The organism is Arenimonas sp., assembly GCF_019459675.1.
GTDB lineage: Bacteria > Pseudomonadota > Gammaproteobacteria > Xanthomonadales > Xanthomonadaceae > Arenimonas.
Map to the genome: position 1 here is coordinate 1 of NZ_JAIBFH010000206.1, position 25,473 is coordinate 25,473.

The 25,473-nt window shown below is 69.2% G+C and carries 22 protein-coding genes, 1 tRNA gene and 3 pseudogenes; 18 read left to right on the forward strand and 8 right to left on the reverse strand.

Going from position 1 to position 25,473, the window contains the following annotated elements:
* Positions 1–193: 193 nt before the first annotated feature.
* Positions 194–976 (reverse strand): enoyl-CoA hydratase-related protein, encoded by a 783-nt coding sequence (locus K0M70_RS07045; protein WP_290780972.1) that lies wholly within the window; start codon positions 974–976, stop codon positions 194–196.
* 152 nt (positions 977–1,128) lie between these two features.
* Between K0M70_RS07045 and K0M70_RS07050 the strand changes: the two genes are divergently transcribed.
* The 3 genes and pseudogenes from K0M70_RS07050 to K0M70_RS07060 all read left to right on the forward strand — a co-directional run bounded on the left by K0M70_RS07050 (position 1,129) and on the right by K0M70_RS07060 (position 3,578).
* Complete coding sequence (locus K0M70_RS07050) at positions 1,129–1,863, forward strand: FKBP-type peptidyl-prolyl cis-trans isomerase N-terminal domain-containing protein (RefSeq protein ID WP_290780974.1); 735 nt, start codon at positions 1,129–1,131, stop codon at positions 1,861–1,863.
* A 61-nt stretch (positions 1,864–1,924) separates the two neighbouring features.
* Positions 1,925–2,727: pseudogene (locus K0M70_RS07055) on the forward strand (DUF1289 domain-containing protein).
* Positions 2,724–3,578, forward strand: coding sequence for a sulfurtransferase (locus K0M70_RS07060; protein WP_290780976.1), 855 nt, complete (start codon positions 2,724–2,726; stop codon positions 3,576–3,578). Before K0M70_RS07055 ends, K0M70_RS07060 begins: the two are co-directional and overlap by 4 nt.
* Here the strand turns inward: K0M70_RS07060 and K0M70_RS07065 are convergent, their stop codons facing one another.
* The 3 genes from K0M70_RS07065 to K0M70_RS07075 are packed head-to-tail and all read right to left on the reverse strand — an operon-like array spanning position 3,579 to position 6,190.
* Positions 3,579–3,965 carry a hypothetical protein gene (locus tag K0M70_RS07065; protein ID WP_290780978.1) on the reverse strand — a complete coding sequence of 129 codons (387 nt, stop codon included), beginning with the start codon at positions 3,963–3,965 and terminating at the stop codon, positions 3,579–3,581. It abuts the gene before it with no gap.
* Positions 3,962–4,708 carry an enoyl-CoA hydratase/isomerase family protein gene (locus tag K0M70_RS07070; RefSeq protein WP_290780980.1) on the reverse strand — a complete coding sequence of 249 codons (747 nt, stop codon included), beginning with the start codon at positions 4,706–4,708 and terminating at the stop codon, positions 3,962–3,964. The genes K0M70_RS07065 and K0M70_RS07070 overlap by 4 nt, the downstream gene beginning before the upstream one ends.
* 9 nt (positions 4,709–4,717) lie before the next feature.
* Entirely contained in the window at positions 4,718–6,190 is a 1,473-nt protein-coding gene (locus K0M70_RS07075; RefSeq protein WP_290780982.1) for a DUF4139 domain-containing protein, read from the reverse strand.
* A 38-nt stretch (positions 6,191–6,228) separates the two neighbouring features.
* Between K0M70_RS07075 and K0M70_RS07080 the strand changes: the two genes are divergently transcribed.
* Positions 6,229–6,672: a copper chaperone PCu(A)C gene (locus tag K0M70_RS07080; RefSeq protein WP_290780984.1), complete on the forward strand. Its 444-nt coding sequence runs from the start codon at positions 6,229–6,231 to the stop codon at positions 6,670–6,672.
* Positions 6,673–6,684: 12 nt separating this feature from the next.
* On the opposite strand, the gene K0M70_RS07085 is transcribed toward K0M70_RS07080, so the two are convergent.
* Together K0M70_RS07085 and uvrA are read right to left on the reverse strand one after the other, a co-directional pair.
* Positions 6,685–7,086 carry a thioesterase family protein gene (locus tag K0M70_RS07085; protein WP_290780986.1) on the reverse strand — a complete coding sequence of 134 codons (402 nt, stop codon included), beginning with the start codon at positions 7,084–7,086 and terminating at the stop codon, positions 6,685–6,687.
* A complete protein-coding gene (uvrA, locus tag K0M70_RS07090) occupies positions 7,083–10,007 on the reverse strand; it encodes an excinuclease ABC subunit UvrA (protein WP_290780988.1) in 2,925 nt (974 codons plus the stop codon). The genes K0M70_RS07085 and uvrA overlap by 4 nt, the downstream gene beginning before the upstream one ends.
* Before the next feature lie 300 nt (positions 10,008–10,307).
* Here uvrA and rplU point away from each other — a divergent pair, with 300 nt between their 5' ends.
* The 3 genes from rplU to cgtA all read left to right on the forward strand — a co-directional run bounded on the left by rplU (position 10,308) and on the right by cgtA (position 12,118).
* Positions 10,308–10,619 carry a 50S ribosomal protein L21 gene (gene rplU, locus K0M70_RS07095; RefSeq protein ID WP_290780990.1) on the forward strand — a complete coding sequence of 104 codons (312 nt, stop codon included), beginning with the start codon at positions 10,308–10,310 and terminating at the stop codon, positions 10,617–10,619.
* Between the two features lie 17 nt (positions 10,620–10,636).
* Positions 10,637–10,897: a 50S ribosomal protein L27 gene (gene rpmA, locus K0M70_RS07100; RefSeq protein WP_290780992.1), complete on the forward strand. Its 261-nt coding sequence runs from the start codon at positions 10,637–10,639 to the stop codon at positions 10,895–10,897.
* Positions 10,898–11,044: 147 nt separating this feature from the next.
* Positions 11,045–12,118, forward strand: coding sequence for an Obg family GTPase CgtA (gene cgtA, locus K0M70_RS07105; RefSeq protein WP_290780994.1), 1,074 nt, complete (start codon positions 11,045–11,047; stop codon positions 12,116–12,118).
* Positions 12,119–12,248: 130 nt separating this feature from the next.
* Here the strand turns inward: cgtA and rpsT are convergent, their stop codons facing one another.
* Complete coding sequence (gene rpsT / locus K0M70_RS07110; protein ID WP_290780996.1) at positions 12,249–12,518, reverse strand: 30S ribosomal protein S20; 270 nt, start codon at positions 12,516–12,518, stop codon at positions 12,249–12,251.
* A gap of 152 nt (positions 12,519–12,670) precedes the next feature.
* Here rpsT and murJ point away from each other — a divergent pair, with 152 nt between their 5' ends.
* The 10 genes and pseudogenes from murJ (at position 12,671) to radA (ending at position 24,415) form a co-directional block, all read left to right on the forward strand.
* The gene (gene murJ / locus K0M70_RS07115) at positions 12,671–14,230 is read left to right on the forward strand and encodes a murein biosynthesis integral membrane protein MurJ (RefSeq protein WP_290780999.1); all 1,560 of its coding nucleotides are present in this window, start codon (positions 12,671–12,673) and stop codon (positions 14,228–14,230) included.
* A 23-nt stretch (positions 14,231–14,253) separates the two neighbouring features.
* Positions 14,254–15,210 (forward strand): annotated as a pseudogene (locus K0M70_RS07120) (bifunctional riboflavin kinase/FAD synthetase).
* Between the two features lie 59 nt (positions 15,211–15,269).
* Positions 15,270–18,056: an isoleucine--tRNA ligase gene (ileS, locus tag K0M70_RS07125; RefSeq protein WP_290781012.1), complete on the forward strand. Its 2,787-nt coding sequence runs from the start codon at positions 15,270–15,272 to the stop codon at positions 18,054–18,056.
* 38 nt (positions 18,057–18,094) lie between these two features.
* Positions 18,095–18,607: a signal peptidase II gene (gene lspA / locus K0M70_RS07130; protein ID WP_290781014.1), complete on the forward strand. Its 513-nt coding sequence runs from the start codon at positions 18,095–18,097 to the stop codon at positions 18,605–18,607.
* 7 nt (positions 18,608–18,614) lie between these two features.
* On the forward strand, positions 18,615–19,565 hold the full coding sequence (gene ispH, locus K0M70_RS07135) for a 4-hydroxy-3-methylbut-2-enyl diphosphate reductase (protein ID WP_290781000.1): 951 nt from the start codon (positions 18,615–18,617) through the stop codon (positions 19,563–19,565).
* A gap of 36 nt (positions 19,566–19,601) precedes the next feature.
* Positions 19,602–19,677 (forward strand) — tRNA-Thr (locus tag K0M70_RS07140).
* A gap of 197 nt (positions 19,678–19,874) precedes the next feature.
* The gene (locus K0M70_RS07145; protein WP_290781002.1) at positions 19,875–21,149 is read left to right on the forward strand and encodes a DUF2254 domain-containing protein; all 1,275 of its coding nucleotides are present in this window, start codon (positions 19,875–19,877) and stop codon (positions 21,147–21,149) included.
* Between the two features lie 44 nt (positions 21,150–21,193).
* On the forward strand, positions 21,194–22,141 hold the full coding sequence (locus K0M70_RS07150; RefSeq protein WP_290781004.1) for a diacylglycerol kinase family protein: 948 nt from the start codon (positions 21,194–21,196) through the stop codon (positions 22,139–22,141).
* Positions 22,138–22,944, forward strand: coding sequence for a metallophosphoesterase family protein (locus K0M70_RS07155; protein ID WP_290781006.1), 807 nt, complete (start codon positions 22,138–22,140; stop codon positions 22,942–22,944). Before K0M70_RS07150 ends, K0M70_RS07155 begins: the two co-directional genes overlap by 4 nt.
* Positions 22,945–23,011: 67 nt before the next feature.
* On the forward strand, positions 23,012–24,415 hold the full coding sequence (gene radA, locus K0M70_RS07160) for a DNA repair protein RadA (RefSeq protein ID WP_290781008.1): 1,404 nt from the start codon (positions 23,012–23,014) through the stop codon (positions 24,413–24,415).
* Between the two features lie 13 nt (positions 24,416–24,428).
* On the opposite strand, the gene ccsA is transcribed toward radA, so the two are convergent.
* On the reverse strand, positions 24,429–25,226 hold the full coding sequence (ccsA, locus tag K0M70_RS07165) for a cytochrome c biogenesis protein CcsA (RefSeq protein ID WP_290781010.1): 798 nt from the start codon (positions 25,224–25,226) through the stop codon (positions 24,429–24,431).
* A gap of 109 nt (positions 25,227–25,335) precedes the next feature.
* On the opposite strand from ccsA, the pseudogene K0M70_RS07170 reads away from it, so the two are divergent.
* Positions 25,336–25,473: pseudogene (locus K0M70_RS07170) on the forward strand (signal recognition particle protein); the annotation flags it as partial.

Genomic DNA, 25,473 nt, shown 5'->3' on the forward strand with positions numbered 1-25,473 from the left:
GGGGCCCGGGGCCACTGTTGCCCCCCCCGCCCCGCCGGCGGGGCGCGGGGTCCGGGGGTGCGGCCGCCGGGACAGGCCCACCCCCGCGGTCTGGGGGCTGGCCTCCAGCCCGCGCCCGGTGGACTCGGCCTTGTGTCCGGCGAGCGTCAGCCCGCCGTGGAAGCGCTTGAGGAGCATCTGACCGACCGGTGGCTCAGCGACCGGTGAAGCTTGGCTTGCGGCGTGCGAGGAAGGCGTCGGTGCCTTCTTTCATGTCGTCGGTGGAGAAGGCCACCGCGAACAGCTGGGTTTCGTAGTCCAGCCCGGCCTCGAGCGACGTCTCGCCGCCGACCAGCACCGCATCCAGGACGCCGCGCAGCGCCTGCGGCGCCGATTGCGCCAGCTGTTCCGCCAGGCGGGTGGTTTCGGCCTGAAGCTGGTCGGCCGGCACCACCCGGCTCAGGATGCCCAGGTGCAGGGCCCGCTGGGCGTCGATGGGCTGGCCCAGCAGGCACAGCTCCAGGGTGGCCGAGCGCCCCGCCAGCCGCAGCAGGCGCTGGGTGCCGCCAAAGCCGGGCACCAGGCCCAGGTTGACCTCGGGCTGCCCGACCTTGGCGGTGTCGGCGGCAATGCGCAGGTGGCAGGCCATGGCCAGCTCCAGGCCGCCGCCCAGCGCAAAGCCGTTCACCATCGCCAGCACCGGCTTGCCAAGCTGTTCGATGCGGCTCATCAGCCGCTGGCCATGGCGCGAGAAATCGCGGCCCTGGACCGCGCTCAGGCCGTTCATTTCGGCGATGTCGGCGCCGGCCACGAAGGCCTTGGGGCCGGCGCCGGTCAGCACCACCACGCGCACGGCGTCGTCGCTGCCGGCGGCTTCGAAGGCGGCGTGCAGCTCGCTGAGGGTGGCGCGATTGAGCGCATTGAGTTTTTCAGGACGATTGAGCGTGATCCAGCGGACCGCGCCGCGGTCCTCCAAAAGCAAGTGGGTGAAGTTCATGGCGGCTCCGAAGGGCAGTGGGAGGGGCTTGTCCGCCCTGGCCCGCAGGGGTCCGGGCCGTGTGTCAGTGGCGGTTCAGCCGTGTGGGGGCTATCCTAGCGCGGCCTCTGGGACCCCACATCGTCCCGGCATCCACAACTGGAGATTTCCTGATGAAGTTGCGTCTGTTGGCTGCCAGTCTGGCGGCCCTTGGTCTGAGCGCCGGCGTTGCCGTGGCCCAGACCGCCCCGGCCCAGGCCCCGCAGGCGCAGCAAGCGCCGGCACCGGTCGCGGTCAACAAGCCCGTGCTGAGCTACGCCATTGGTTACGACCTGGGCAAGGATCTTTCCCAGCAGGGCGTGGACGTGGATATCAACGCCGTCATCAAGGCGCTGCAGGATGGCTTCGCCAAGCGCGCCGCGCAGTACCCGCAGCCCCAGCTGGACGCCCAGCTGGCGGGCCTGCAGCAGCGCATGATGACCAAGGCCCGCTCGGAGTTCGAGAAGGTCGCCAACGAGAACAAGGCCAAGTCCGACGCGTTCCTGGCCGCCAACCGCGCCAAGCCGGGCGTCACCACGCTGCCCACCGGCGTGCAGTACCGCGTGATCGAGCCGGGCACCGGCGCCAAGCCGACGCTGGCCAACACGGTGGCCATGCACTACCGCGGTTCGGTTTCCACCGGCCAGGAGTTCGCCAACACCTACGCCCAGCAGAATCCGACCCCGGCCACCTTCAAGCTCAGCGAGTTCCCGATCAAGGGCGTGCAGGAAGTGCTGCTGATGATGCCGTCCGGTTCGCGTTGGGAGGTCTTCCTTCCGGCCGACAAGGCTTTCGGCAACGACCCGCGTTCGCCGGTCGGCCCGGGCCAGGCCCTGGTGTTCGACATCAAGCTGGTCAGCGTCCAGTAACAACGTCTCTGCGCCGCGCCGGGTCTGTTCCCGGCGCGGCGTTTTTTTTGGCCAATCATCGATGAACAGTCCACTGCACGCGGTGCTCAGCCCCTGCATCGGCATCTGCTCGCTCGACGGGCAGGGCCTGTGCGAAGGCTGCCATCGCACCACCGCCGAAATCACTTTCTGGTCGCAGATGAGCGACGCCGAACGACAGCACGTCATGGACGTGGTGCTTCCGGTTCGTGAGGCTGGCAGGGTGTGATCCCCCCGTTCGATCCGTTCGAACGACTGCCGCGCGCCCTGCATCCGCTGGCCCACGCGCCCTCCGGGCCGGGCTGGAACCACGCCGAACTCGCCGACCTACTGCCGCAGGCGGCCTTCCTGCGCCCGGCCGCCGTGCTGGTGGCATTGATAGACCGCGCCGACGGGCCGCGCGTGCTGCTGACCCGTCGCACCGAAGCGCTGCGCCACCACGCCGGCCAGATCAGCTTTCCGGGCGGCAGCATCGACCCCGGGGACGCCGATCCCCTGGCCGCGGCGCTGCGCGAGGCCGACGAGGAAGTGGGATTGGCGCGCGGTCTTTCAGTGCCGCTGGGCTACCTGGATCCTTTCGTCACCATCACCGGCTTCCACGTGTTCCCCGTGGTGGCGACGGTGTCGCGCGACTATGTGCCGCGCCTGGATCCCACCGAGGTGGCCGAGGCCATCGAAGTGCCGCTGGGCTTCCTGCTCGACCCAGGCAACGTGAACGAGCTTGAAGTGGACTGGCAGGGCCGCCGCCGCAGCCTGCTGGAGTACCGTTACCAGGGCCACCGCATCTGGGGCGCAACGGCCGCGATGCTGGTGAACTTCCGTCGCCGGCTGGAGCAGGCCACATGACGAACTGGACCACGATCGTCGCCCCCTCGGACCTGGCCGCCGCGCTGGGCCAGCCCGGCCTGGTGCTGGTGGATTGCCGCCACGCGCTGGCCGACGCCGATGCCGGTGAGCGCGACTGGCGCGCGTCGCACCTGCCTGGCGCGGGCCACGCGCACCTGGACCGCGACCTGTCGGATCATCGCAAGCCGCCGTCCCACGGGCGCCATCCGCTGCCCGAGGCCGAGGACTTCAACCGGACGCTGGCGCGGCTGGGCGTCAACGCAGACTCACAGGTGGTGGCCTATGACGCCGGCGACGGATCGATGGCCGCGGCGCGGCTGTGGTGGCTGCTGCGCTTGATGGGCCATTCGCGGGTGGCGGTGCTGGATGGTGGCGTGGCCGCCTGGCGTTCGCTGGGGCTGGCGATGGAGTCTGCGGCGCCACGAATCGCGCCCGGTCACTACGCGGGGCACTTCAATGCGGCGGCCATCGCCACGGCCGACGACGTGGCCGCGCGCCTCGGCGAGGCGCCGGGCTGGCTGGTGGATGCCCGCGCGCCCGAACGCTTCCGCGGCGACGTTGAACCGCTCGATCCCGTGGCTGGCCATATTCCCGGTGCAGTGAACCGGCCCTTCGCGGCCAACCTCGACAGCGGCCGCCTGCGCTCGCCCAGCGAACTGCGTGCAGATTTCCAGGCTCTGATCGGCGAGCGCGCACCGGCCGACGTGGTGCTGTCGTGCGGTTCGGGCGTGACGGCCTGCCACAACCTGTTGGCGATGGCGCATGCCGGTCTCGACGGGGCCCGCGTTTACGCGGGTTCCTGGAGCGGGTGGGTCAGTGATCGTTCGCGGCCAGTGGCGCGCGACGACTGATCACAGGTCGATCGAAGGCTGGTTTTTCTGCAGCTGTTCGCCCAGGTCCCGGCGGGTCAGCACCACGCCGTCCACGGTCATGCGCCACTTGCCGTCGGTCTGCGCCGGCGCTGAGCTGACCTTGAAGCGGGCGCTCAGCGGGCCGATGCCGATCTTGAAGCCGTCGGTGGTGAACGAATGCGTGGGTCCGTTGATGGACATGCGCCGCTTGTCCTTGACCCGCTCGTAGCTGGCCTGGCCATCGGTCTGGATGACCAGCCTGACGCCTTCGCCCTGCCAGTGGCCGATGTAGTCGCGTTTGTCCACCGGCAGGGGCTGGGTGCAGGCGGCCAGGGTCAGCAGCAGCAACAGCAGCGCGGCGTGGCGCAGGGCGGCGGGGCGGTTCACTTCTTCAAGCGGGCCACCAGCGCCTGCAGCGCGGCCTGGGTGGCCGGCGCGTACCAGTCGTCGAGGAAACCGTCGAGTTCGGGGTCGGTGAAGCCCTTCAGCGCTTCGCCCATGTCGGCCCTGGCGATGCGCCGCGTGGCCTGCATCGCCGTGGGCGGCAGCGCCAGGAGTTCTTCCAGCCAGTGCTGCGCGCGCGTCAGCACGTCGTCGGTGAGTTCGTCCACCAGGCCGATGGCCAGCGCCTGTTCGGAATCCACCAGCGCACCCGCCACCAGCAGGCGCTCGGCGCGATAGGTGCCGACCACGCGGCGCAGCAGGTGCTGGATGGCATCGGGGGCCACCAGGCCCACCTGTACTTCGTTGAGGCCGATGCGGAAGGGGCCGCGCGCCATGATGCGGTAGTCGCAGCACAGCGCCAGCACGCAGCCGCCGGCCGGGCTGTGGCCCCCGATCGCGGCCACGACGGGGATCGGTGAGTTGGCGATGGTGCGGGCCGCCGCGAACAGCGACGACCAGCCTGCCTTCAGCCCGGTCCGGTCCAGGGCCATCAGGTGCGGCACGTCCATGCCGCCCGAAAACACCTTGCTGCCGCCGGTGAGGATGATGCCGCGCGCGCCTTCCGACGGCGCCGACTGCACCGCGGTGCGCAGCGCCGCCAGCAGTTCAGGCGTCAGCGCATTGACCGGTGGCCGCGCGAGGCGGATTTCCTGGATGGCGCCGTGGCGGTGCAGTTCGATGGTCATCGGGTGGCCTCAGTTGACCGGGACGTCAGGAGCCCAACGATACCGCACCGTGTACGTGATCCGCGCCTCGCCGCCGGCCGGAACGGCCAGGTCGAAGGCGGCGGACTGGGCGTCCTTGCGCAGGGCCGGCGTCGTGCTGGAAACAATTTCCCAGTCCGACCAGCGCGGCAGCGGTTCAACCACGCGCACCGTGGCCGCTTCGGACTTGGCGTTGCGCACCAGCACGCTGATGCGTTCTTCCATCTGGCGGCCGGCGCGGTCAACGCTGAAGGATTCGCGGGTGCGCTCGGCCGACAGGTCGAACACCGTGCCCAGCGCCAGCGACACCTCGGCGTTGGCGGGGGTGTGGCCCAGGTTGGCTTCGCCCAGCAGGTCGCCGTTGTCGAACACGCGCACGCGGCCGGCCGGCAGCGGCATGCCCAGGCCGGCCTGCGACGCGTTCTTGAAGCGAAGGCTGGCGATCACCGGCTGTTCGCCGGCGGGGCTGTTGAAGTTGGCGTCGATCATCGGCTGCGGCGGACGCCAGTCGCCGAATTCGGCGCGGGTTTCGTAGCGGCGCTCGCAGGCAACGCCCTGCGCGCGATCCACCAGCGGCAGGCGCTGCACGCTGCCCTGGGGGAGCGTGCTGCTGGCGGGCTGGCGGTAGGCGTGGTATTGACCGGAGGCCAGCGCGGGCGGAGCCTGCGGCGCCGCCGAACCGCGCGCCATCATCATGTCCTTGGCGTACATCTCCGGGCCCGGGGCCGACACGCGGTTGGGCTCGCCGGCCACCAGCGTCAGGGCCACGCCGTTGAAGTCGGCGCCGGAGCGGTTCACCACCATCGCCGCGCCTTCCAGCGCCATGCGGCAGGCCTTCGTGCCGCCCGACAGGTCCGCCTGGTACTCGGCGCGCCAGGCCAGGCCCGCCGTGGAATAGCCGAGTTCGAAGTCCTGGCGGCCGGCGCGCGCGGCGTCGATGTCCCAGGCCAGGGTGGGTTCGACCACCATGCCTTCCGGCAGCGCGGCGAGTTCGAAGCTGGCGTAGTCCGCGAGCATCTTCACCCGGCCGTCGGGCAGGCGCAGGGTGAGGCCGTTGCCCGCCGCCAGCAGCACGCCGGCATAGGTCTGGCGGCTGTCCCCGACCGCCTGTTCGACGGTGATGGACTGGCCGATGGCGCGCTTGAGCAGCGCCTCCTGGCCGGCCAGGGCGAAGTCGAAGCGCTGGCCGCGCACGGTGGCCTCGCCCAGCGGGCGCAGGCGCACCGAGCTGGCGTCCAGCGCGCCCGGCAGGCCGCCCAGTCGCCTGGTGTTGTCCCCGGCGTCCAGGTCGAAGCCCAGGGTGGACCGGTACAGCGCGAAGCCCGGGCCGCCGGGCGTGGCATCGGACTGCACCACGGCATCGTGGTCGCCGCTGTAAACGGTGAGTGAAGGCGTGGCCGCATGCGCGGGGGCGAGGCCGACCAGGGCAGTGGCCAGTGCGGTGGCGATCAGTGTGCGATTCATCAGCAACTCCAGGGGGCGCGTGGGATTATCATAGGCCCATGAACGTACTGCGCTTGATGGTGGGGTTAACGCTGGCCTGCTTGGCTTCAGCTTCGGTTGGGGCGGCGGAAACCTGCGCGCCGGTGATCGAAAAGCCCTGGGTGCGGGCAGCGCCGCCGGGGGCCACCACGCTGGCGGGCTACCTGGTGCTGCGCAATCCGTGCCGCGCGGCCGTGGTGGTGACCGACGTGGAAAGCCGTGACTTCGACATGCCGATGATCCACCGCAGCGACGTGGTGGACGGCGTCAGCCGGATGCGCCACGTCGGCGAGCTGACCTTGGCGCCGGGCCAATCGCTGGTGTTCGAGCCGGGCGGCCTGCACCTGATGCTGATGAAGCCGCGCCGCGCGCTGGCCGAAGGCGACCAGGCCGGCGTGCGACTGGTGCTGGCCGATGGGCGGCGCCTGTTCGCCCTGTTCCCGGTGCGCCGCGAAGCGCCTTGACGCCTTGAAGCGTCAGGCCGCCGTGCAGGCGGCGCGCACGGCGTCCGGCAACACCACCGATTGGCCGCTGCGGTCCACCCACACCAACACCGTGTGGCCGTCGCAATACATCACGTCCGGGTCGGACGCCGAAACGATGCGATGGGCCAGCGTGAGGCTCTTGCCGCCCACGCGCTCGGCGGCCAGTTCAATGCGCAGCGTCTCGGGCCAGTGCGCGGGGCGCTTGTAGTTCACGGTCACCGACGCCATCACCGGGGCCGAGGTTTCGCCGGCCCAGTCGGTGGAAAGCGACTTGAACCAGCGCACGCGCGCCTCTTCGATGTAGCCCAGGTAGCTGGCGTTGTTGACGTGGTTGAACGCGTCCATGTCGCGCCAGCGCGACTCGATGTCCAGTCGGTAGACGATGGGGTTCATGCGGACTTCTTCCGGGTGGTGGCCTTGGGCGCGGGCGCGGCCTTGGTGGTGGCCTTGGTCGCGGCCTTCGGCTTGGCCTTGGCCGGCGTCGGCTCGGCCGGCGCCAGCATCTTGGCCAGGAAGCGGCCGGTGTGGGACTCGGCCACGGTGGCCAGGTATTCGGGCGTGCCTTCGGCCAGGATCTGGCCGCCGCGGTGGCCGCCTTCCGGGCCCAGGTCGATCACCCAGTCGGCGGTCTTGATCACGTCCAGGTTGTGTTCGATCACCACGATGGTGTTGCCGTCGTCGCGCAGCTTGTGCAGCACGGCCAGCAGGTGTTCGATGTCGTGGAAGTGCAGGCCGGTGGTGGGTTCGTCCAGGATATACAGCGTGCGCCCGGTGTCGCGGCGGCTGAGTTCCTTGGACAGCTTCACGCGCTGGGCTTCGCCGCCCGACAGCGTGGTGGCCGACTGGCCCAGCTTGATGTAGCTCAGGCCCACGTCCATCAGCGTCTCGAGCTTGCGGGCCAGGGTGGGCACGGGCTCGAACAGCGCCAGGGCGTCCTCCACGGTCATGTCCAGCACATCGTGCACGGTGTAGCCCTTGTAGCGGATCTCCAGCGTCTCGCGGTTGTAGCGCTTGCCGTGGCAGACGTCGCAGGGCACGTAGACGTCGGGCAGGAAGTGCATCTCCACCTTGATCAGGCCGTCGCCCTGGCAGGCCTCGCAGCGGCCGCCGCGTACGTTGAAGCTGAAGCGGCCCGGCGAATAGCCGCGCGCGCGCGCCTCGGGCACCTGCGCGAACAGCTCGCGCAGCGGCGTGAACAGGCCGGTGTAGGTGGCCGGGTTGGAACGCGGCGTGCGGCCGATGGGTGACTGGTCGATGTCCACCACCTTGTCGAACAGCTCCATCCCGACCACTTCGCGGTAAGGCGCGACGGTGTGGGAAGCGCCGTTGAGCTCGTTGGCGGCCAGGTGGTACAGCGTGTCGTTGATCAGCGTGGACTTCCCCGAACCCGACACGCCGGTGATGCAGGTGAGCAGGCTGGCCGGGATGGTGAGGTCGACGTTCTTGAGGTTGTTGCCGCTGGCGCCCAGCAGCTGCAGCTGCATCTTGGGGTTGGCCTTGTGGCGCTTCTTCGGTATTTCGATGCTGCGGCGGCCCGACAGGTAGGCGCCGGTGACCGAGCGCGGCGCTTTGAGGATGTCTTCATAGTTGCCCTGGGCCACCACTTCGCCGCCGTGCACGCCGGCGCCCGGGCCGATGTCCACGATGTAATCGGCCAGGCGCATGGCGTCCTCGTCGTGTTCCACCACGATGACGGTGTTGCCCATGTCGCGCAGGCGGGTGAGGGTGCCCAGCAGGCGCTCGTTGTCGCGCTGGTGCAGGCCGATGGACGGCTCGTCCAGCACGTACATCACGCCCACCAGGCCGGCGCCGATCTGGCTGGCCAGGCGGATGCGCTGGGCTTCGCCGCCCGACAGGCTGTCGGCCTTGCGTTCCAGGGTGAGGTAATCCAGGCCCACGTCCACCAGGAAGCGCAGGCGGTCGCGGATTTCCTTGACGATCTTGGTGGCGATTTCGCCGCGCCAGCCGGGCAGGCTCAGCGTGGAGAAGAAGGCGAGGGACTCGTCCACCGGCAGCAGCGTGAGCTGGGACAGGTTGCGTTCGGCCACGAACACGTTGCGGGCCGAGCGGTTCAGGCGGGCACCGCCGCAGTCGGGGCAGGCGCGGTTGGAGATGAACTTGGCCAGCTCTTCCTTCACCACCTGCGACTCGGTTTCGCGGTAGCGGCGCTCGAGGTTGGGCACGATGCCCTCGAACTTGTGCTTGCGCTGGGTGCGGCCGCCGGATTCGGTAAGGTAGGTGAAGGTGATGATCTCGTCGCCGCTGCCGTACAGCACGGCGTGTTGCACCTTCTCGGTGAGTTCCTGCCAGTGCGTGTCGGCATCGAAGCCATAGTGCTTGGCCAGCGACGCGATCAGCTGGAAGTAGTAGGCGTTGCGGCGGTCCCAGCCGCGCACGGCGCCGGCGGCCAGGCTCAGCTCCGGATGTACCACCACCCGGGACGGGTCGAAGAACTGGGAAACGCCCAGGCCGTCGCAGCTGGGGCAGGCGCCCATCGGCGAGTTGAACGAGAACAGGCGCGGCTCGAGTGCGGGCAGGGCGTAGTCGCAGGCCGGGCAGCTGAACTTGGACGAGAACAGCAGGGGCGCGACGCTGGCGTCGTCCAGGTCCTGCACGTGGGCCAGGCCGTCACCGAGCTTGAGCGCGGTTTCGAAGCTTTCGGCCAGCCGCTGCTTGATGTCCTCGCGCGGCTTGAAGCGGTCGATCACCGCTTCGATGGTGTGCTTCTGGCGCAGGGCCAGGGCCGGCACGGCGTCGAGTTCGTACAGCGCGCCGTTCACGCGCACGCGCACGAAGCCCTGGGCGCGCAGCTGGTCGAACACCTGGGCGTGCTCACCCTTGCGGTCGCGGATCACCGGGGCCAGCAGCATGTAGCGGTGGTCGGCCGGCATGGCCAGCACCTGGTCCACCATCTGGCCTACGGTCTGGGCCTCCAGCGGGTAGTGGTGGTCGGGGCAGCGCGGGGTGCCGACCCGGGCGAACAGCAGCCGCAGGTAGTCGTAGACCTCGGTGATGGTGCCCACGGTGGACCGGGGGTTGTGCGAGGTGGACTTCTGTTCGATCGAAATCGCCGGGCTCAGGCCCTCGATGTGGTCGACGTCGGGCTTTTCCATCACGCTCAGGAACTGCCGGGCATAGGCCGACAGGGATTCGACGTAGCGGCGCTGGCCCTCGGCGTAGATGGTGTCGAAGGCGAGCGAGCTCTTGCCCGACCCCGACAGGCCCGTGATCACGATGAGCTTGTCCCGCGGCAGGTCGAGGTCGATGTTCTTGAGATTATGGGTGCGGGCACCGCGGATGCGGATCGTGTCCATGCGCCTGGGGGCGGCTCCTGGGGGAGGAACCGGGCAGTCTAGCAGCCCGGTGTCGGCGGGCCGTGACCCCCGCACCGCCGCCCGCAAACCCACGCCCCGCCAAGCGTTTGCCCGCCCGGAACGGGGTCAGGTTCACTTCCCGGGGGCGGGCAGGGCTTGTCTCACTGGCCGGTGAAAGCGAACCTGACCCCGTTTGTGGGGAAGGGTTTGACCGGCAAGGGGTTTTTGCCCATAATTCCGCTTCTGTCCCGTTGACCGCGGGCAGGCGTTCTCAAAATAACTACTAGAGGAATCCCGGTCATGTACGCAATCATCGTTACCGGCGGTAAACAATACCGCGTGATGCAGGGCGAGACCCTGAAGGTCGAGAAGATCGACCTGGAAGAAGGCAAGAGCTTCGACATCGACAGCGTGTTGATGGTTGGCAACGGCGACACCGTCACCGTTGGCACCCCGAACGTCGCTGGCGCGAAGGTCACCGCGACCATCAAGTCGCACGGCCGTCTCGACAAGGTCCGCATCGTCAAGTTCCGTCGGCGCAAGCACCATCGCAAGCAGATGGGCCATCGCCAGTACTTCACCGAAATCGAAATCACCGGCATCGCCGGCTGAGCTGAGGAGATAACGTCATGGCACAGAAAAAAGGCGTAGGCTCGTCCCGCAACGGCCGCGATTCGAACCCGAAATACCTTGGTGTGAAGATGTATGGCGGCCAGGCGATCGAAGCCGGCAACATCATCATCCGCCAGCGCGGCACCCAGTACCATCCGGGCATGGGCGTCGGCCTCGGCCGCGACCACACCCTGTTCGCCCTGGTGGACGGCGTGGTCAATTTCGCCGTCAAGGGTCCGCAGAAGCGTCGCACCGTGAGCGTGGTCCCGGCGGCCTGAACCCGGCCCGGTACCCCGTGAAGGGCCCCGCTTCGGCGGGGCTTTTCATTTCAGAATCCGGCTGGTCCGGCCCGCGCCCTTCACGGCGCGGCGCGGACGGCCCACAATCGAGGCGTTCGGCTCGTTCCGTCGCCCGGGAAGTACCCAGTGAAATTCGTAGATGAAGCCCAGATCCTGGTCATCGCCGGCGACGGCGGCAACGGCTGCATCAGCTTCCGACGCGAGAAGTTCATTCCGCTCGGCGGTCCCGATGGCGGCGACGGCGGCAACGGCGGCAGCGTCTGGCTGGAAGCCGACGAGAACCTCAACACGCTGATCGACTTCCGCCACCAGCGCCAGTTCCGCGCCCAGCGCGGCCAGAACGGCATGGGCCGGCAGGCCTTCGGCAAGGCCGGCGAAGACGTCACCATCCGCGTGCCCATCGGCACCGAGGTGATCAACGTCGAGACCGACGAGATCATCGGCGACCTCACCGAGCACGGCGACCGCCTGCTGGTGGCCCAGGGCGGCGTCGGCGGCAAGGGCAACGTGCACTTCAAGAGTTCGGTGAACCGTGCGCCGCGCAAGGCCGGCACCGGCACGCCGGGCGAAGAGCGCGAGATCCGCATGGAGATGAAGCTGCTGGCCGACGTGGGCCTGCTGGGCTTCCCCAACGCCGGCAAGTCCACCTTCATCCGAGCGGTTTCCTCGGCCACCCCGAAAGTGGCCGACTACCCGTTCACCACCCTGCACCCGAACCTGGGCGTGGTCCGCGTGGAAATGGACCGCAGCTTCGTCATCGCCGACATCCCCGGCCTGATCGAGGGCGCCGCCGACGGCGCGGGGCTGGGCAGCCTGTTCCTGCGCCACGTGCAGCGCACCCGCGTGCTGCTGCACCTGGTGGACATGGCCCCGTTCGAAGACGGCGTCGACCCGGTCACCCAGGTCCGCGCGATCGAGAACGAGCTGCGCAAGTACGACCCTGAAATGCTCGAGAAGCCGCGCTGGCTGGTGCTCAACAAGGCCGACCTGATCCCCGAGGACGAGCGCCAGGCGCGCGCCGAGGCGGTTATCCAGGCCCTGGACTGGAAAGAGCCCTGGTTCATGGTGTCGGCCATCGGCCGCGAAGGCACCTGGCCGGTGGTGCTGGGGATCCAGCAGTTCTTCGACGACCTGAAGGCCGCCCAGGCGGAAGCCGACGAAGACGCCGCGGCGCGTGCGGAGATGACGCGCAATGCCTGACCGCGCTGGCGTGGCCGCGGCGCCGCAGCATCCGGCCGTGGCCGGCGGCTGCGGATCGCAGGCAGCAAAAAGGCCGGCTTTCGCCGGCCTTTCTTCGCTTGAGCGGGGGGCGCCCTGCGGCGCCGCCGGATCAGGCCTGCTTGAGCGCCTTGATGTGCGCGCTGATGCGGCTCTTGTGGCGGGCAGCCTTGTTGCGGTGGATCAGGCCACGGGCCGAGTAGCGGTCGAGGATCGGCTGGGCGGTCGCGAAGGCGGCTTCGGCGCCGGCGGCGTCCTTGGCTTCCAGGGCCTTGATGACCTTCTTCACGGCGGTGCGCAGCATGGAGCGCTGGCTGGAATTGCGGGCGTTGCGGACGACGGTCTGCTTGGCGCGCTTCTTGGCGGACTTGATGTTGGCCACGGAGGGCTCCTGGAATCGATGGTTGGTAGCCGGATCGGTGAAAACCGGCGGGGAATATTGGGTGACGGCTGGGGTGGTGCTGGAAAGACCCGAAATTATGGGCGATCGGGCCGCTTGAGTCAATTGCCATGCCGCGCCGGGGGGGCAGTGGCATGAAAACCAGCGGCCTGCTGCGCTCCACGGCTGTTTTCAGCGCCATGACCCTGCTGTCCCGGATCGCCGGATTCGTGCGCGACATGGTCCAGGCCAACCTGTTTGGCGCCGGCGGCATCGTCGACGCCTTCGCGGTGGCCTACCGCATCCCCAACTACCTGCGGCGCATCTTCGCCGAAGGCTCGTTCGCCTCGGCCTTCGTGCCGGTGCTGTCGGAGCTGCGCCAGAAGAACGACCCGGCGGCCCTGAAGGATTTCCTCGACCACGTTGCCGGCGCCCTGTGCGCCACCGTGCTGGTGGTCAGCGGCCTGGGCATGCTGGCGGCGCCGCTGGTGGTGGCCCTGATCGCGCCCGGCAGCCTGGACAACCCGGAAAAGTTCGAGCTCACCTCGCACCTGCTGCGCATCGTCTTTCCCTACCTGGCCCTGGTGTCCATGACCGCGCTGGCCGGCGCCGTCCTCAACAGCTTCCAGCGCTTCGCACTGCCCGCGGTCACGCCCGTGCTGCACAACCTGGCGGTGATCGCGGCGATGGTGTGGCTGTCGCCGCTGCTGGACGTGCCGATCACGGCGCTGGCCTGGGGCGTGCTGGCGGCCGGCGTGCTGCAGCTGGTGCTGCTGTGGCCGGCGATGGGCCGGCTGGGCCTGCGCCCGCGGCTGCGGCTCAAGCTCAAGCATCCGGGCGTGGTGCGGGTGGGCAAGCTGATGTTGCCGACGCTGTTCTCGTCGTCGGTGGCCCAGCTCAACCTCATCGTTGGCACCATGTTCGCCTCGCTGCTGGTGGACGGCAGCCAGAGCTGGCTCTACTACTCCGACCGCCTGGTCGAATTCCCGCTGGGCCTGTTCGGCGTGGCGCTGGCAACCGTGATCCTGCCGCACCTGTCCCGCCGCAGCGCCGACGGCGACGGTGCCGGGTACGCCGACGCGCTCGACTGGGGGCTGCGGACGGTGCTGCTGGTGGCCGTGCCGGCCGCGCTGGGCCTGGCGCTGCTGGCCGAACCGCTGTCGATCACCATGTTCGAGCGCGGCGAATTCGTCGCTGCCGACAGCCGCATGACCGCCCTGAGCCTTGTGGCCATGAGCCTGGGCATCCCCGGCTTCATGGCCAGCAAAGTGCTGCTGTCGGCGTTTTACGCCCGCCAGGACACCCGCACGCCGATGCGCGCGGCGGTCAAGACCGTCTTCATCAACGTCGCCCTGACTGCCGCCCTGGTAACGCCGCTGTGGCTGGGCGGCGTGCCCGGCGCGCATGCCGGCATCGCCCTGGCCACCGGACTGGCGGGGCTGGCGAACGCGTGGCTGCTGTGGGGCTCGCTCAAGCGCGACAGCGACTTCACGCTGTCGCCGGGCTGGGGCCGGCACCTGCTGCGCATCATTTTCGCATCCGCCGCCCTGGCCGGCGCCGTGCTGCTGGCCAGCCACCTGATCGGCGACTGGCGCGCCTGGAGCGGCTCGATGCGCTGGGTGCTGCTGCTGGCGGTGGTCGCGGCCGGTGCCGCCGGCTACGGCCTGGCGCTGCTGGCCTCGGGCTGGCGTCCCCGCGAACTTCGCGGGCCGTGACCGGCAGCAGCTATAATTTCGGCATGAGCAAGCTGTTCCGGGACGTGGAGGGCAAGTCACCTTGCCCGCAGGGCAGCGTGGTGTGCATCGGCGCCTTCGACGGCCTCCACGTGGGGCATCGGGCGCTGGTGGGCCACGTGCGCCACCGTGCGCGCACGTTGGCGCTGGCCGCCGTGGCGCTGAGCTTCGAGCCGCTGCCGCGCGAGTTCTTCGGCGGCGAACGCGCGCCGCCGCGCCTGCTGCTGCCGCGCGCCAAATTCGAGGGCCTGCGCGACCTGGGCATGGACGTGGTGGGGCTGCTGCGCTTCAACGCGGCGATGGCGGCGATGTCGGCCGAAGAGTTCGTTGAACGCGTGCTGGTGCAACGGCTGGCCGCGCGCGAAGTCTGGGTGGGGCCGGAGTTCCGCTTCGGCCATCACCGTCGCGGTGACATGGCCATGCTGCAGGCGCTGGGCGCGGTGCACGGTTTCAGCGCCGGCTCGATCGAGGCCGTGCATGCGGCCGGCGAGCGGGTTTCCAGCACCGGCCTGCGCCAACAGCTGGCCGGCGGCGACCTGGACGGCGCGGCGCACGCGCTCGGCAAACGCTACGCCATCGCCGGCAAGGTGGTGCGCGGCCGTCAGCTGGGGCGCAAGCTCGGCTACCCTACGGCCAACATCCGCCTCGCCGGCAAGCGCCCCGCGCTGTCGGGCATTTACGCCACGTGGGTGCACGGCATCGGCCCCACGCCGCGCGCCAGCGTGTCCAGCCTGGGCACGCGGCCCACGGTGCAGGGCGTGGAGCCGCTGCTCGAGGCGCATGTGTTCGACTTCGACGGCGCCCGGTTCGGCCGCCGGCGGGAAGTGGAGTTCGTCGCCAAGCTGCGCGACTAATAAAAATTCGATGACTTGCCCGCCCTGGTCCGACAGATGGACCAGGATTCGGAGCAAGCCCGGCGCGTCCTGCGCCACGACAGGGAACACAGCGGAGCAATGGCGTGACCGAGAACGGCGGCAAGGACTACAAGCACACCATCAGCCTGCCGGAAACGGCGTTCCCCATGCGCGGCGACCTGCCCAAGCGCGAGCCGGCGATGCTGGCCGGCTGGGAGCAGCAGGGCCTTTACGGCCAGGTGCGCGCCAATGCCAAGGGCCGTCCGCTGTTCGTGCTGCACGACGGCCCGCCCTATGCCAACGGCTCGATCCACATCGGCCATGCGGTGAACAAGATCCTCAAGGACATGGTGGTGAAGTCCAAGCTGCTGTCGGGCTTCGATGCGCCCTACGTCCCCGGCTGGGACTGCCACGGCCTGCCGATTGAACTGGTGGTGGAGAAGAAGTTCGGCAAGGTCGGCGACAAGCTCGACGCGGCCGCCTTCCGCGCCAAGTGCCGCGAGTACGCCGGCGAACAGATCGCCGGGCAGTCGAAGGATTTCCGGCGCCTGGGCGTGCTGGGCGACTGGGACCATCCCTACCGCACGATGGACTTCTCGTTCGAGGCCGACATGCTGCGGTCGTTGGCGAAGATCGTCGAGCGCGGCCACCTCACCCGCGGCGTGAAGCCGGTGCACTGGTGCTTCGACTGCGGTTCGGCCCTGGCCGAAGCCGAGATCGAATACGCCGACAAGGTTTCGCCGATGGTGGACGTGGCCTATGACGCCTTCGAGCCGGCGGCGCTGGCCGGAAAGTTCGGCGTCACGCTGCCGGCAGGCACCCTGGTCGCCGTGCCGATCTGGACCACCACGCCCTGGACGTTGCCCGCCAGCGTTGCGGTAACGCTGGGTGCGGAAATCGACTACGTGCTGGTGGAAGGCCCCGCGCGCGGCGACCAGCGCGTGCTGCTGGTGCTGGCCGAGGCGCTGGCCACCGAAGCGCTCAAGCGCTACGGCATCGACGCGCCCGTGCTGCTGGGACACGCGCCCGGCGCCGCGCTGGAAGGGTTCTCGCTTCGCCATCCGTTCTACGAGCGCGCCATCGAAGTCATCCTCGGCGACCACGTCACCACCGAAGCCGGCACCGGCGCGGTGCACACGGCGCCCGGCCACGGCCAGGAGGACTTCCAGGTGGGCCTGAAGTACGGCCTGCTGGAGAAATTCAGCCCGGCGCAGATCAACCCGCTGGGCGGCAACGGTGTGTACCTGCCGGGCACGCCGCTGTTCGCGGGGCAGTACATCTGGAAGGCCAACGACAGCATCACCGCGCTGCTGGCCGAGCGCGGCGTTCTGCTCGCGTCGGGCAAGCTCACGCACAGCTACCCGCACTGCTGGCGGCACAAGTCGCCGGTGGCGTTCCGCGCCACGCCGCAGTGGTTCATTTCGATGGAGCAGGCGCACCTGCGCCGCGACGCACTCGAAGCGATCAAGGGCGTGGCCTGGGTGCCCGAGTGGGGCGAGGCCCGCATCGCCGGCATGATCGACGGCCGCCCGGACTGGTGCATCAGCCGCCAGCGCACCTGGGGCGTGCCGATCGCGCTGTTCGTAAACCACGTCACCGGCGAGCCGCATCCGCGGTCCGTGGAGTTCATGCGCACCATCGCCGACCGCGTGCAGCAGCAGGGCACCGACGCCTGGTTCTCGCTTGATGCCGCCGAGTTCCTGGGCGCCGAGGCGGCCGACTACTTCAAGGTCACCGACATCCTGGACGTGTGGTTCGATTCCGGCGTGACCCACGAGGCCGTGCTGGCCGCGCGCACCGAAGACGGCCTGCGCAAGCCCGCCGACCTCTACCTGGAGGGTTCCGACCAGCACCGCGGCTGGTTCCAGAGCTCGCTGCTCACCGGTATCGCGATGGATGGGGCGGCGCCTTACCGGCAGGTGCTGACGCACGGCTTCGCCGTGGACGCCCAGGGCCGCAAGATGTCCAAGTCCATCGGCAACACGGTGGAGCCGCAGAAGGTGAACGATTCGCTGGGCGCCGACGTGCTGCGCCTGTGGGTGGCGTCCACCGACTATCGCAACGAGATGTCGGTGTCCGACGAAATCCTCAAGCGCACGGCCGACGCCTACCGCCGCATTCGCAACACCGCGCGCTTCCTGCTGGGCAACCTGCACGGTTTCGATCCGGCCGCCAACCTGCTGGGCAACGACCAGCTGCTGCTGCTCGACCAGTGGGCCGTGCACCGCGCGCAGGCGCTGCAGGAAGAGATCAAGGCCGCCTACGAGCGCTACGATTTCGCCGCCGTGGTGGCCAAGGTGCAAAACTTCTGCACCGGCGACCTGGGCTCGGTTTACCTGGACGTCACCAAGGACCGGCTTTACACGATGCCGGTGGACAGCCACGGCCGCCGTTCGGCGCAAAGCGCCATGTTCCGCATCGCCGAGGCGTTCACGCGCTGGGTGGCGCCGGTGCTCAGCTTCACCGCCGACGAGCTTTGGCAGCACCTGCCGGGCGAGCGCGGTGGCAACGTGCTGTTCGCCACCTGGTACGACGGCCTCTCGCCGATGCCGGCCGACGCCGCGCTTTCGGCCGAGGGCTTCGCGCACCTGCTGGCCCTGAGGGAAACCGTCAGCAAGGTGCTGGAGCCGATGCGCGCGGAAGGCGCCATCGGCGCTTCGCTGGAGGCCGAGGTGGACCTGTACGTTGACGAGGCGACACTGGCCCGGCTGGCGCCGGTGGCGGACGAACTGCGCTTCTTCTTCATCACGTCCCGCTTCGACCTCAAGCCGGTCGCTGCCAAGCCGGAGGCGGGCGCCGGGCCCTGGGTCCACGCGGTGTCCACCGGGCACGCGAAGTGCGTGCGCTGCTGGCACTACCGCGCTGACGTCGGCAGCCATGCCGATGACCCGGACCTTTGCGGCCGCTGCGTGGACAACATCAGTGGCGATGGCGAACAGCGGCGGTGGTTCTGATGTCCCTGCGCGAATCCCTGTCCGAGACGCTGCGCGACCTGCGTTCACCGCCGCGCCCCAACGCCCTGGCCTGGCTGTGGCTGTCGCTGCTGCTGATCGTCGCCGACCAGGCCAGCAAATGGCTGGCCATCACGAACCTGGAATACCTGCGCCCGGTGCCGGTGATAGACGGTTTCTGGAACTGGACGCTGGTCCACAACTACGGCGCCGCCTTCAGCTTCCTGTCGGACGCCGGCGGCTGGCAGAAGTGGTTCTTCTCGGGGCTGGCGGTGGTCATCAGCGCCGTGATGGCCCTGTGGCTGCGGCTGACGCCGCGCGCCGACTGGCGCAACGCGCTGCCGCTGGCGCTGGTGATCGCCGGGGCCATCGGCAACCTGGTCGACCGGCTGCGCTTCGGCTACGTGGTGGATTTCGTGGACTGGTACCTGGGCTTCACCGACCTGCCGCACTGGCCCACGTTCAACGTCGCCGACTCCTGCATCGTGGTCGGCGCGGTGCTGCTGGTGCTGTTCAGCTTCAAGCCGGCCACGCCGGCCCCGGACGCGCGATAATCGGCCCATGGAAGTCCTCCTGGCCAATCCCCGCGGTTTCTGCGCCGGCGTCGATCGCGCGATCGAAATCGTCAAGCGCGCCATCGACTCGCTGGGCGCGCCCATCTACGTGCGCCATGAAGTGGTGCACAACCGGTTCGTGGTGGAAGACCTGCGCCAGCGCGGCGCGGTGTTCGTCGAAGAGCTGGACGAGGTGCCGGCCGGCGCCACGGTGATCTTCAGCGCCCACGGCGTGGCCCAGGCCGGGCGCGCCCAAGCCCAGCGCCGCGGCCTGAAGGTGTTCGACGCCACCTGCCCGCTGGTCACCAAGGTGCACATCGAAGTGGCCCGGCACTGCCGCGCCGGCCGCGACGTGATCCTGATCGGCCACGCTGGCCATCCGGAAGTGGAGGGCACGATGGGGCAGTGGAAGCGCGAGTTTGGCGAAGGCCGCATTTATCTGGTTGAAGACCTCAACTGCGTGGCCACGCTGCAGGTGAACCAGCCCGACCAGCTGGCCTTCACCACCCAGACCACGCTGTCGGTGGACGACACCCGCGAGATCATCGCCGCCCTGCAGGCCCGCTTCCCGGCCATCCAGGGCCCCAAGCACGACGACATCTGCTACGCCACGCAGAACCGCCAGGACGCCGTGCGCCTGCTGGCCGGCCGCTGCGAGGTGGTGCTGGTGGTGGGCTCGGTGAACAGCTCCAACTCCAACCGCCTGCGCGAGCTGGCCGAGAAGCAGGGCGCGCGCGCCTACCTGATCGACGGCGCCAGCCACATCGACCCCGAATGGGTGGCGGGCGTGGCGCGCGTGGGCGTGACCGCCGGCGCCTCGGCGCCGGAAGTGCTGGTGCAGGGCGTGGTCAACCGCCTGCAGGAGCTGGGCGCCAGCCTGGTCGAGCACCTCGAGGGCGAGCCGGAAAACGTGGTGTTCGCCCTGCCCAAGGAACTGCGCATCACGCTGGTGAATTGACCCGGGGGCCTGCTGGCCCTAGAATTCGGCACTTACGCCGGAATAGCTCAGTTGGTAGAGCGGCGCATTCGTAATGCGTAGGTCGTAGGTTCGATTCCTATTTCCGGCACCAAACACCTGTCCCGAAAAGCGCTGTCGGCTTTGACGTACAGCAGGAAAACCCGCCCTGGCCGCGGGGTTTTTTGTGCCCGGCTTCCGGGATCGCAGCCGGGTTGGGCCCGCTGCGATCGGCCGCGGCAGCGGCGTTTCTGCGATGCTGGCGGCGTGGCGCCGCCCAATCTGGCGTCAAGCCCGGCACGGGAGTTCGAGATGGAAGCTGTTTTTTCGCGGGACCGGCTCCGGATCCGGCTGAGTCGTCTTCGTGACCGGCTCTGGATCAAACCCCTGGTGGTTTGCCTTTTTTCCGTCGCGGGCGTTTTTGCCGCCGCGCTCGCCGATGGCACGGGCCTGGGCGATATCGTGCCGGAGATCGATTCGGATTCAATCAGGACGCTGCTGGGCGTGATGGCCTCGAGCATGCTGGTGATTGCGACGCTGTCGGTGTCGTCGATGGTGTCGGCCTACGCATCGGCCAGCGCTACGGCCACGCCGCGGTCGTTCAGGCTGGTGGTGTCCGATGATGTTTCCCAGAACGCGCTTTCGACCTTCCTGGGTGCGTTCATCTACAGCGTGGTTGGCTTGACGGCCGCGATGAATGGCTATTTTGGACGCGCGGGTCTGTTCGTGCTGTTCGTGCTTACCGTGACGGTTTTCGCCATTGTCATCCTGACCTTCCTGCGCTGGGTGGACAGCATCGCCCGCCTGGGCCGCATGGGCTCCACCATCGACCGGGTTGAACAGGCCGCGGCTGCGGCCCTGAAGCGGCGGCGGCAGGCGCCCACGCTTTGCGCCGCTCCGGTGCGGCCCGACGCCAGCGGGCGAGCCGTCTTCGCTGGCCAGGTCGGATACGTGCAGAGCCTCGACCTGCCCGCGCTCCAGGCCTGGGCCCAGGACGCCCAGGTGCGGGTGGTCGTAACGGCACTGCCGGGGACGTTCGCCACGCCAGGCCGGCCGCTGGCCCAGGTGATCGGTGGTCCTGAGGACCTCGACTTCAGCTGCGTGGTGAAAGCGTTCGACGTCGGAGGCGATCGGCTTTTCGATGACGATCCGCGCTTTGGATTGATCGTGCTGGGCGAGATCGCCGGCCGCGCCCTGTCGCCCGCCGTCAACGACCCGGGCACGGCGATCGACGTGATCGGCACACTGGTTCGCCTGTTCACGCTGTGGAGCGAGCCCACGCCGGTCGCCGACCAGGCTGAGCCGAAGTACGACCGGGTGGAGGTTCCGGAAATTTCGGCGCGGGATTTGTTCGACGACGCCTTCACCGTGATCGCCCGCGACGGCGCCGGTTCGGTGGAAATCGGCGTGCGGCTGCAGAAGGCGCTTGCCTGCCTGGCCCAGATGGGTGGGCCGGAAATGCGCGATGCCGCTGAACACCACTCGCGATTGGCCCTCAAGCGCGCTGCGAAGGCGCTGGCGATGGAAGAGGACTTGGCGGAGCTGCAGGCGGCGGCCCTTGCATTGCGCACGCCCGACCCGGCATAACGCCCTTGATCAGGCGGTAACAGGCCAATGTCTACGCTTCGCCCATGAGCCTCTCCCCGCCCGCCCCCGATGCGCCCCTGTTTGTCGTCATCAACGCCGCGTCAGGGCACAACGATGCCCAGGACACGCTCGCGCGCATCGCAGCGATCCTGGCCGAGGCGGGCCGACGCCACGAGTTCCTCAGGGTGCAAACCCCGTCCCGCATCGCCGAGATGGCCGAGGAGGCCGTTGTCCGTGCGGTGGAGCAGGGCGGTATCGTCGTGGCGGTGGGCGGCGACGGCACGCTCAGTGCGGTGGCCCAGGCGGTGCACGGGCGCGGTCCGGCCTTCGCCGTGCTGCCGCAGGGCACGTTCAATTACTTCGGTCGGACCCACGGCATTTCGCAGGACATCGAAGTGTCCACGCGGGCGCTGCTGCGCGCGCGCATGGCGCCGGTGCAGGTGGGGCGGGTGAACGGCCGCCTGTTCCTGGTCAACGCCAGCCTGGGGCTTTATCCGCAGCTGGTGCAGGACCGGGAGGCGGCGAAGCAGCAGCTGGGCCGCAGTCGCCTGGTGGCGCTGTACTCGGGCTTGAAAAGCCTCCTCAGGGAAGGCCGCCAGCTGAACCTGGACATCGAGCAAGAGGGTAATCACCGACGTGTGCGCACGCCAACGCTGTTTGTCGGCAACAACAGCCTGCAGCTCGACCGCATCGGCATCGCCGAGGAAACGGCCTTCACGGAAGGGCACCTGGCGGCCATCGTGGTGCGTCCCACTTCGGGCCTGGCGATGCTGGGCCTGGCGCTTCGCGGCGCCCTGGGTCGGCTGGGTGATGCCGAAAACGTGGACAGCTTCGCGTTCCGGCAAATGCAGGTGGGTATCCGCGGCGGACGTCGCACCAAGGTGGCGCTGGACGGCGAAATCGTCTGGATGCGGGCGCCACTGGTGTTCGATATCCCGGAATCGCTGCCGTTGATGCTGCCCCTGCCCGAAGACCGTGTGGAGGTCGAATGAGCCTGCTGCTGCAGGTTTCCGATCCGCATTTCGGCACCGAGCGGCCCGAGGTGGTGGAGGCGCTGGTGGCGCTGGCGCAGTCGCGCCGGCCCGACGTGCTGGTGCTGTCGGGCGACATCACCCAGCGCGCGCGGCGCGGGCAGTTCGAAGCCGCGGCGCGGCTGTGCGATCGCCTGGGCATCGCGTGCCGGCTGGTGCTGCCGGGCAACCACGACATTGCGCTGTTTGACGTGGCCACGCGCCTGTCCCGGCCGTACCGCTATTTCCGGGAATTCTTCGGCGAAGACCTGGCGCCGGTCATCGACCGGCCCGACCTGCTGGTCATCGGCGTCAACACCACCCGCGCCTGGCGCCACAAGCATGGCGAGGTGTCGGCCCGGCAGATCACCGAGGTGTGCGCGCGGCTGCGGGCGTCGCCGCCCGGCCAACTGCGCGTGGTGGTTACCCACCAGCCGGTGGACGTTCCCAGGCCCAGCGAAGAAAACAACCTGCTGCGAGGCCATGCCGACGCCGTCCCGGCCTGGGTGGCCGCCGGCGCGGATGTCGTGATGGGTGGGCATATCCACCTGCCTTTCGTGCGGCTGCTTTCGGCGCGCTTCCCTCTGCTGGTGCGGCGCGCCTGGTGCGTGCAGGCGGGCACGGCCGTTTCCAGCCGCGTGCGCGAATCCATTCCCAACTCGGTGAACTTCATCGACGCCCGGGCGGCCGGCGTGGCGCAGGCCGAGCGCTGGGATTTCCAGCCCGGCGCAGGATTCCAGCGCGTGGAAAGCACGGAAATGGCGCTGGATCGCGGCGCCGGCTGACCCGGTCTCACTTCCCGCGATGCGCTGCCGTTAGAGTAGCGGCTGTTGATTCCCCGGAACGCCCCCGATGGCCAAGGCCAAGACCGCCTACGTCTGCACCGAATGCGGTGATTCCTCCAGCAAGTGGCAGGGCCAGTGCGGCGAATGCGGCGCCTGGAACACCATGAGTGAGTTCGTCATCGAGCCCGCCAGCGCGGCCAAGGGCGGCGGCGCGTCGCCCGCCGCGCGGCAGGGCACGTGGGCTGGCCGGCCCGAGGCCGCCGGCGTGGTGGCGCTCAAGAACGTCAGCCAGGACGCCGAGGTGCGCGTCAGCACCACCATCGGCGAACTCGACCGCGTGCTGGGCGGCGGGCTGGTGGAAGGTTCGGTGGTGCTGGTGGGCGGTGACCCGGGCATCGGCAAGTCCACCCTGCTGCTGCAGGCACTGGCGCTGATGTCGGCCAGGATGCCGGCGCTGTACGTCACTGGCGAAGAAAGCCTGGCCCAGGTCGCCGGCCGCGCGCAGCGGCTGGGCCTGCCGCTGGACAACCTGCATGCGCTGGCCGAAACCTGCGTGGAGAAGATCCTCGGCCAGGCGGCGTCGGCCAAGCCGTCGCCCAAGCTGCTGGTCGCCGATTCCATCCAGACCCTGTGGAGTGAGCTGCTGACCGCCGCGCCGGGCTCGGTCAGCCAGGTGCGCGAGAGCGCCGCGCGCCTGGTGCGTTTCGCCAAGGAAACCGGCACCAGCGTGTTCCTGGTCGGCCACGTCACCAAGGAAGGCGGCATCGCCGGCCCGCGCGTGCTGGAACACATGGTGGACGCGGTGCTGTATTTCGAAGGCGAATCGGGCAGCCGCTTCCGCGTGCTGCGCGCCTTCAAGAACCGATTCGGTGCCGTGAACGAACTGGGCGTGTTCGCGATGGGCGACAAGGGCCTGCGCGAAGTGCCCAACCCCTCGGCCATCTTCCTTTCCGGCAGCAGCACGCCCCAGCCCGGCAGCGCGGTGATGGTGACGCGCGAAGGCACCCGCCCGCTGATGGTGGAAGTGCAGGCGCTGGTGGACAAAAGCCCGCTGGCCAACCCGCGGCGCGTGGCGCTGGGCCTGGAGCAGAACCGGCTTGCGATGCTGCTGGCCGTTCTTCACCGCCACGGCGGCGTCGGCGTGTACGACCAGGACGTGTTCGTGAACGTGGTCGGCGGCATCCGCGTGCAGGAAACCGCGGCCGACCTGCCGGTGCTGCTGGCCGTGCTGAGTTCGCTGCGCGACAAGCCGCTGGCCGAAAAAACCGTGGCCTTCGGCGAAGTGGGCCTGAGCGGCGAAATCCGCCCCGTGCCCAACGGCGAAGAGCGCTTGAAGGAAGCCGCCACCCATGGTTTCAAGCGCGCCATCGTGCCCAAGGCCAACGCGCCCAAGAAGGGCGCGTTCAAGGACATGGAAGTGATCGCGGTCGAACGGCTTTCGGAAGCCCTGGCCGCCGCTGCCGAGGGCTAGGACCCGCGGGTGGCTAGCCTTGGTGCAGCACGAGTTCGTAAACGAACTTGCTGCCGAAGAATGCCAGCAGCAGCAGCGCCATCGCCACCAGCGTGAGCTTGGCCGCGCGCGGCCCGCGCCAGCCCCAGCGCCAGCGACCGAACAGCAGCAGGCCCAGCACCACCCACGACAGGATGGACAGCACGGTCTTGTGGCCCAGGTCCTGGGCGAACAGGTCGTCCACGAACACCACGCCGGTCAACAGGGTCAGGCTGAGCAGGGCGAAGCCGGCGCCAAGGCTGCGGAACAGCAGCGTTTCCATCTGGGTGAGCGGCGGCAGCACGCGCAGCCAGCCGCCAAGGTTGCGCTGGCGCAGCGCGCGCTCCTGGAACCACAGCATCAGCGCCAGCAGCGTGGCCACGGCCAGCGTGGCGTAGGCCAGCAGGGCGAACAGGGCGTGCATTTCCAGCTGCCAGCTGAGCTTGGCGCGCGGCCAACCGCCGCCCAGCAGCACGTAGCCCGCCAGCACCAGCGCCGCGAGGGGAAACACGATGATGCCCAGCGCCTCGATGCGTTGCGCCGGGCCCAGGCTGGTGGTGAGGGCGGCCATGCCCAGTCCGACCAGTGACAGGGCAGAGTAGAAATGCAGCTCCGGCCCGCCCAGGCTGCGCCAGGCCAAGAGGTGGACGGCCGCATGCATCAGCACCGCCGGCGCGGCCAGCAGCAACCAGCCGCGGGGCGTGGGGTTCGGGCCGCGGGCATGGCCGGCGAGCCGATGGCTGGCGAGCCCGTAAAGGGCGATGGCCAGCAGGGCGAGGAGGAGGGATGGCATGGCGTGAGTTTCGCACAGCCGCCCACCGGCGATAGCCCATCCGGGCGAGCCGGGGGCCGCTGACGCCCGCGCTATACTTGGCGCCTTCCCCTGCAAGACACCCCTGACCATGTTCGAGTCGCTGACCCAGCGCCTTTCCGGCACCCTGCAACGCCTGCGCCGCCGCGGCCGCCGGGCCCAGGAAAACAACCCCCAAGCCCCCCCCGAGGTGCGCAACGCGCAGCTGGAAGCCCCCCTGGCCCAGCCC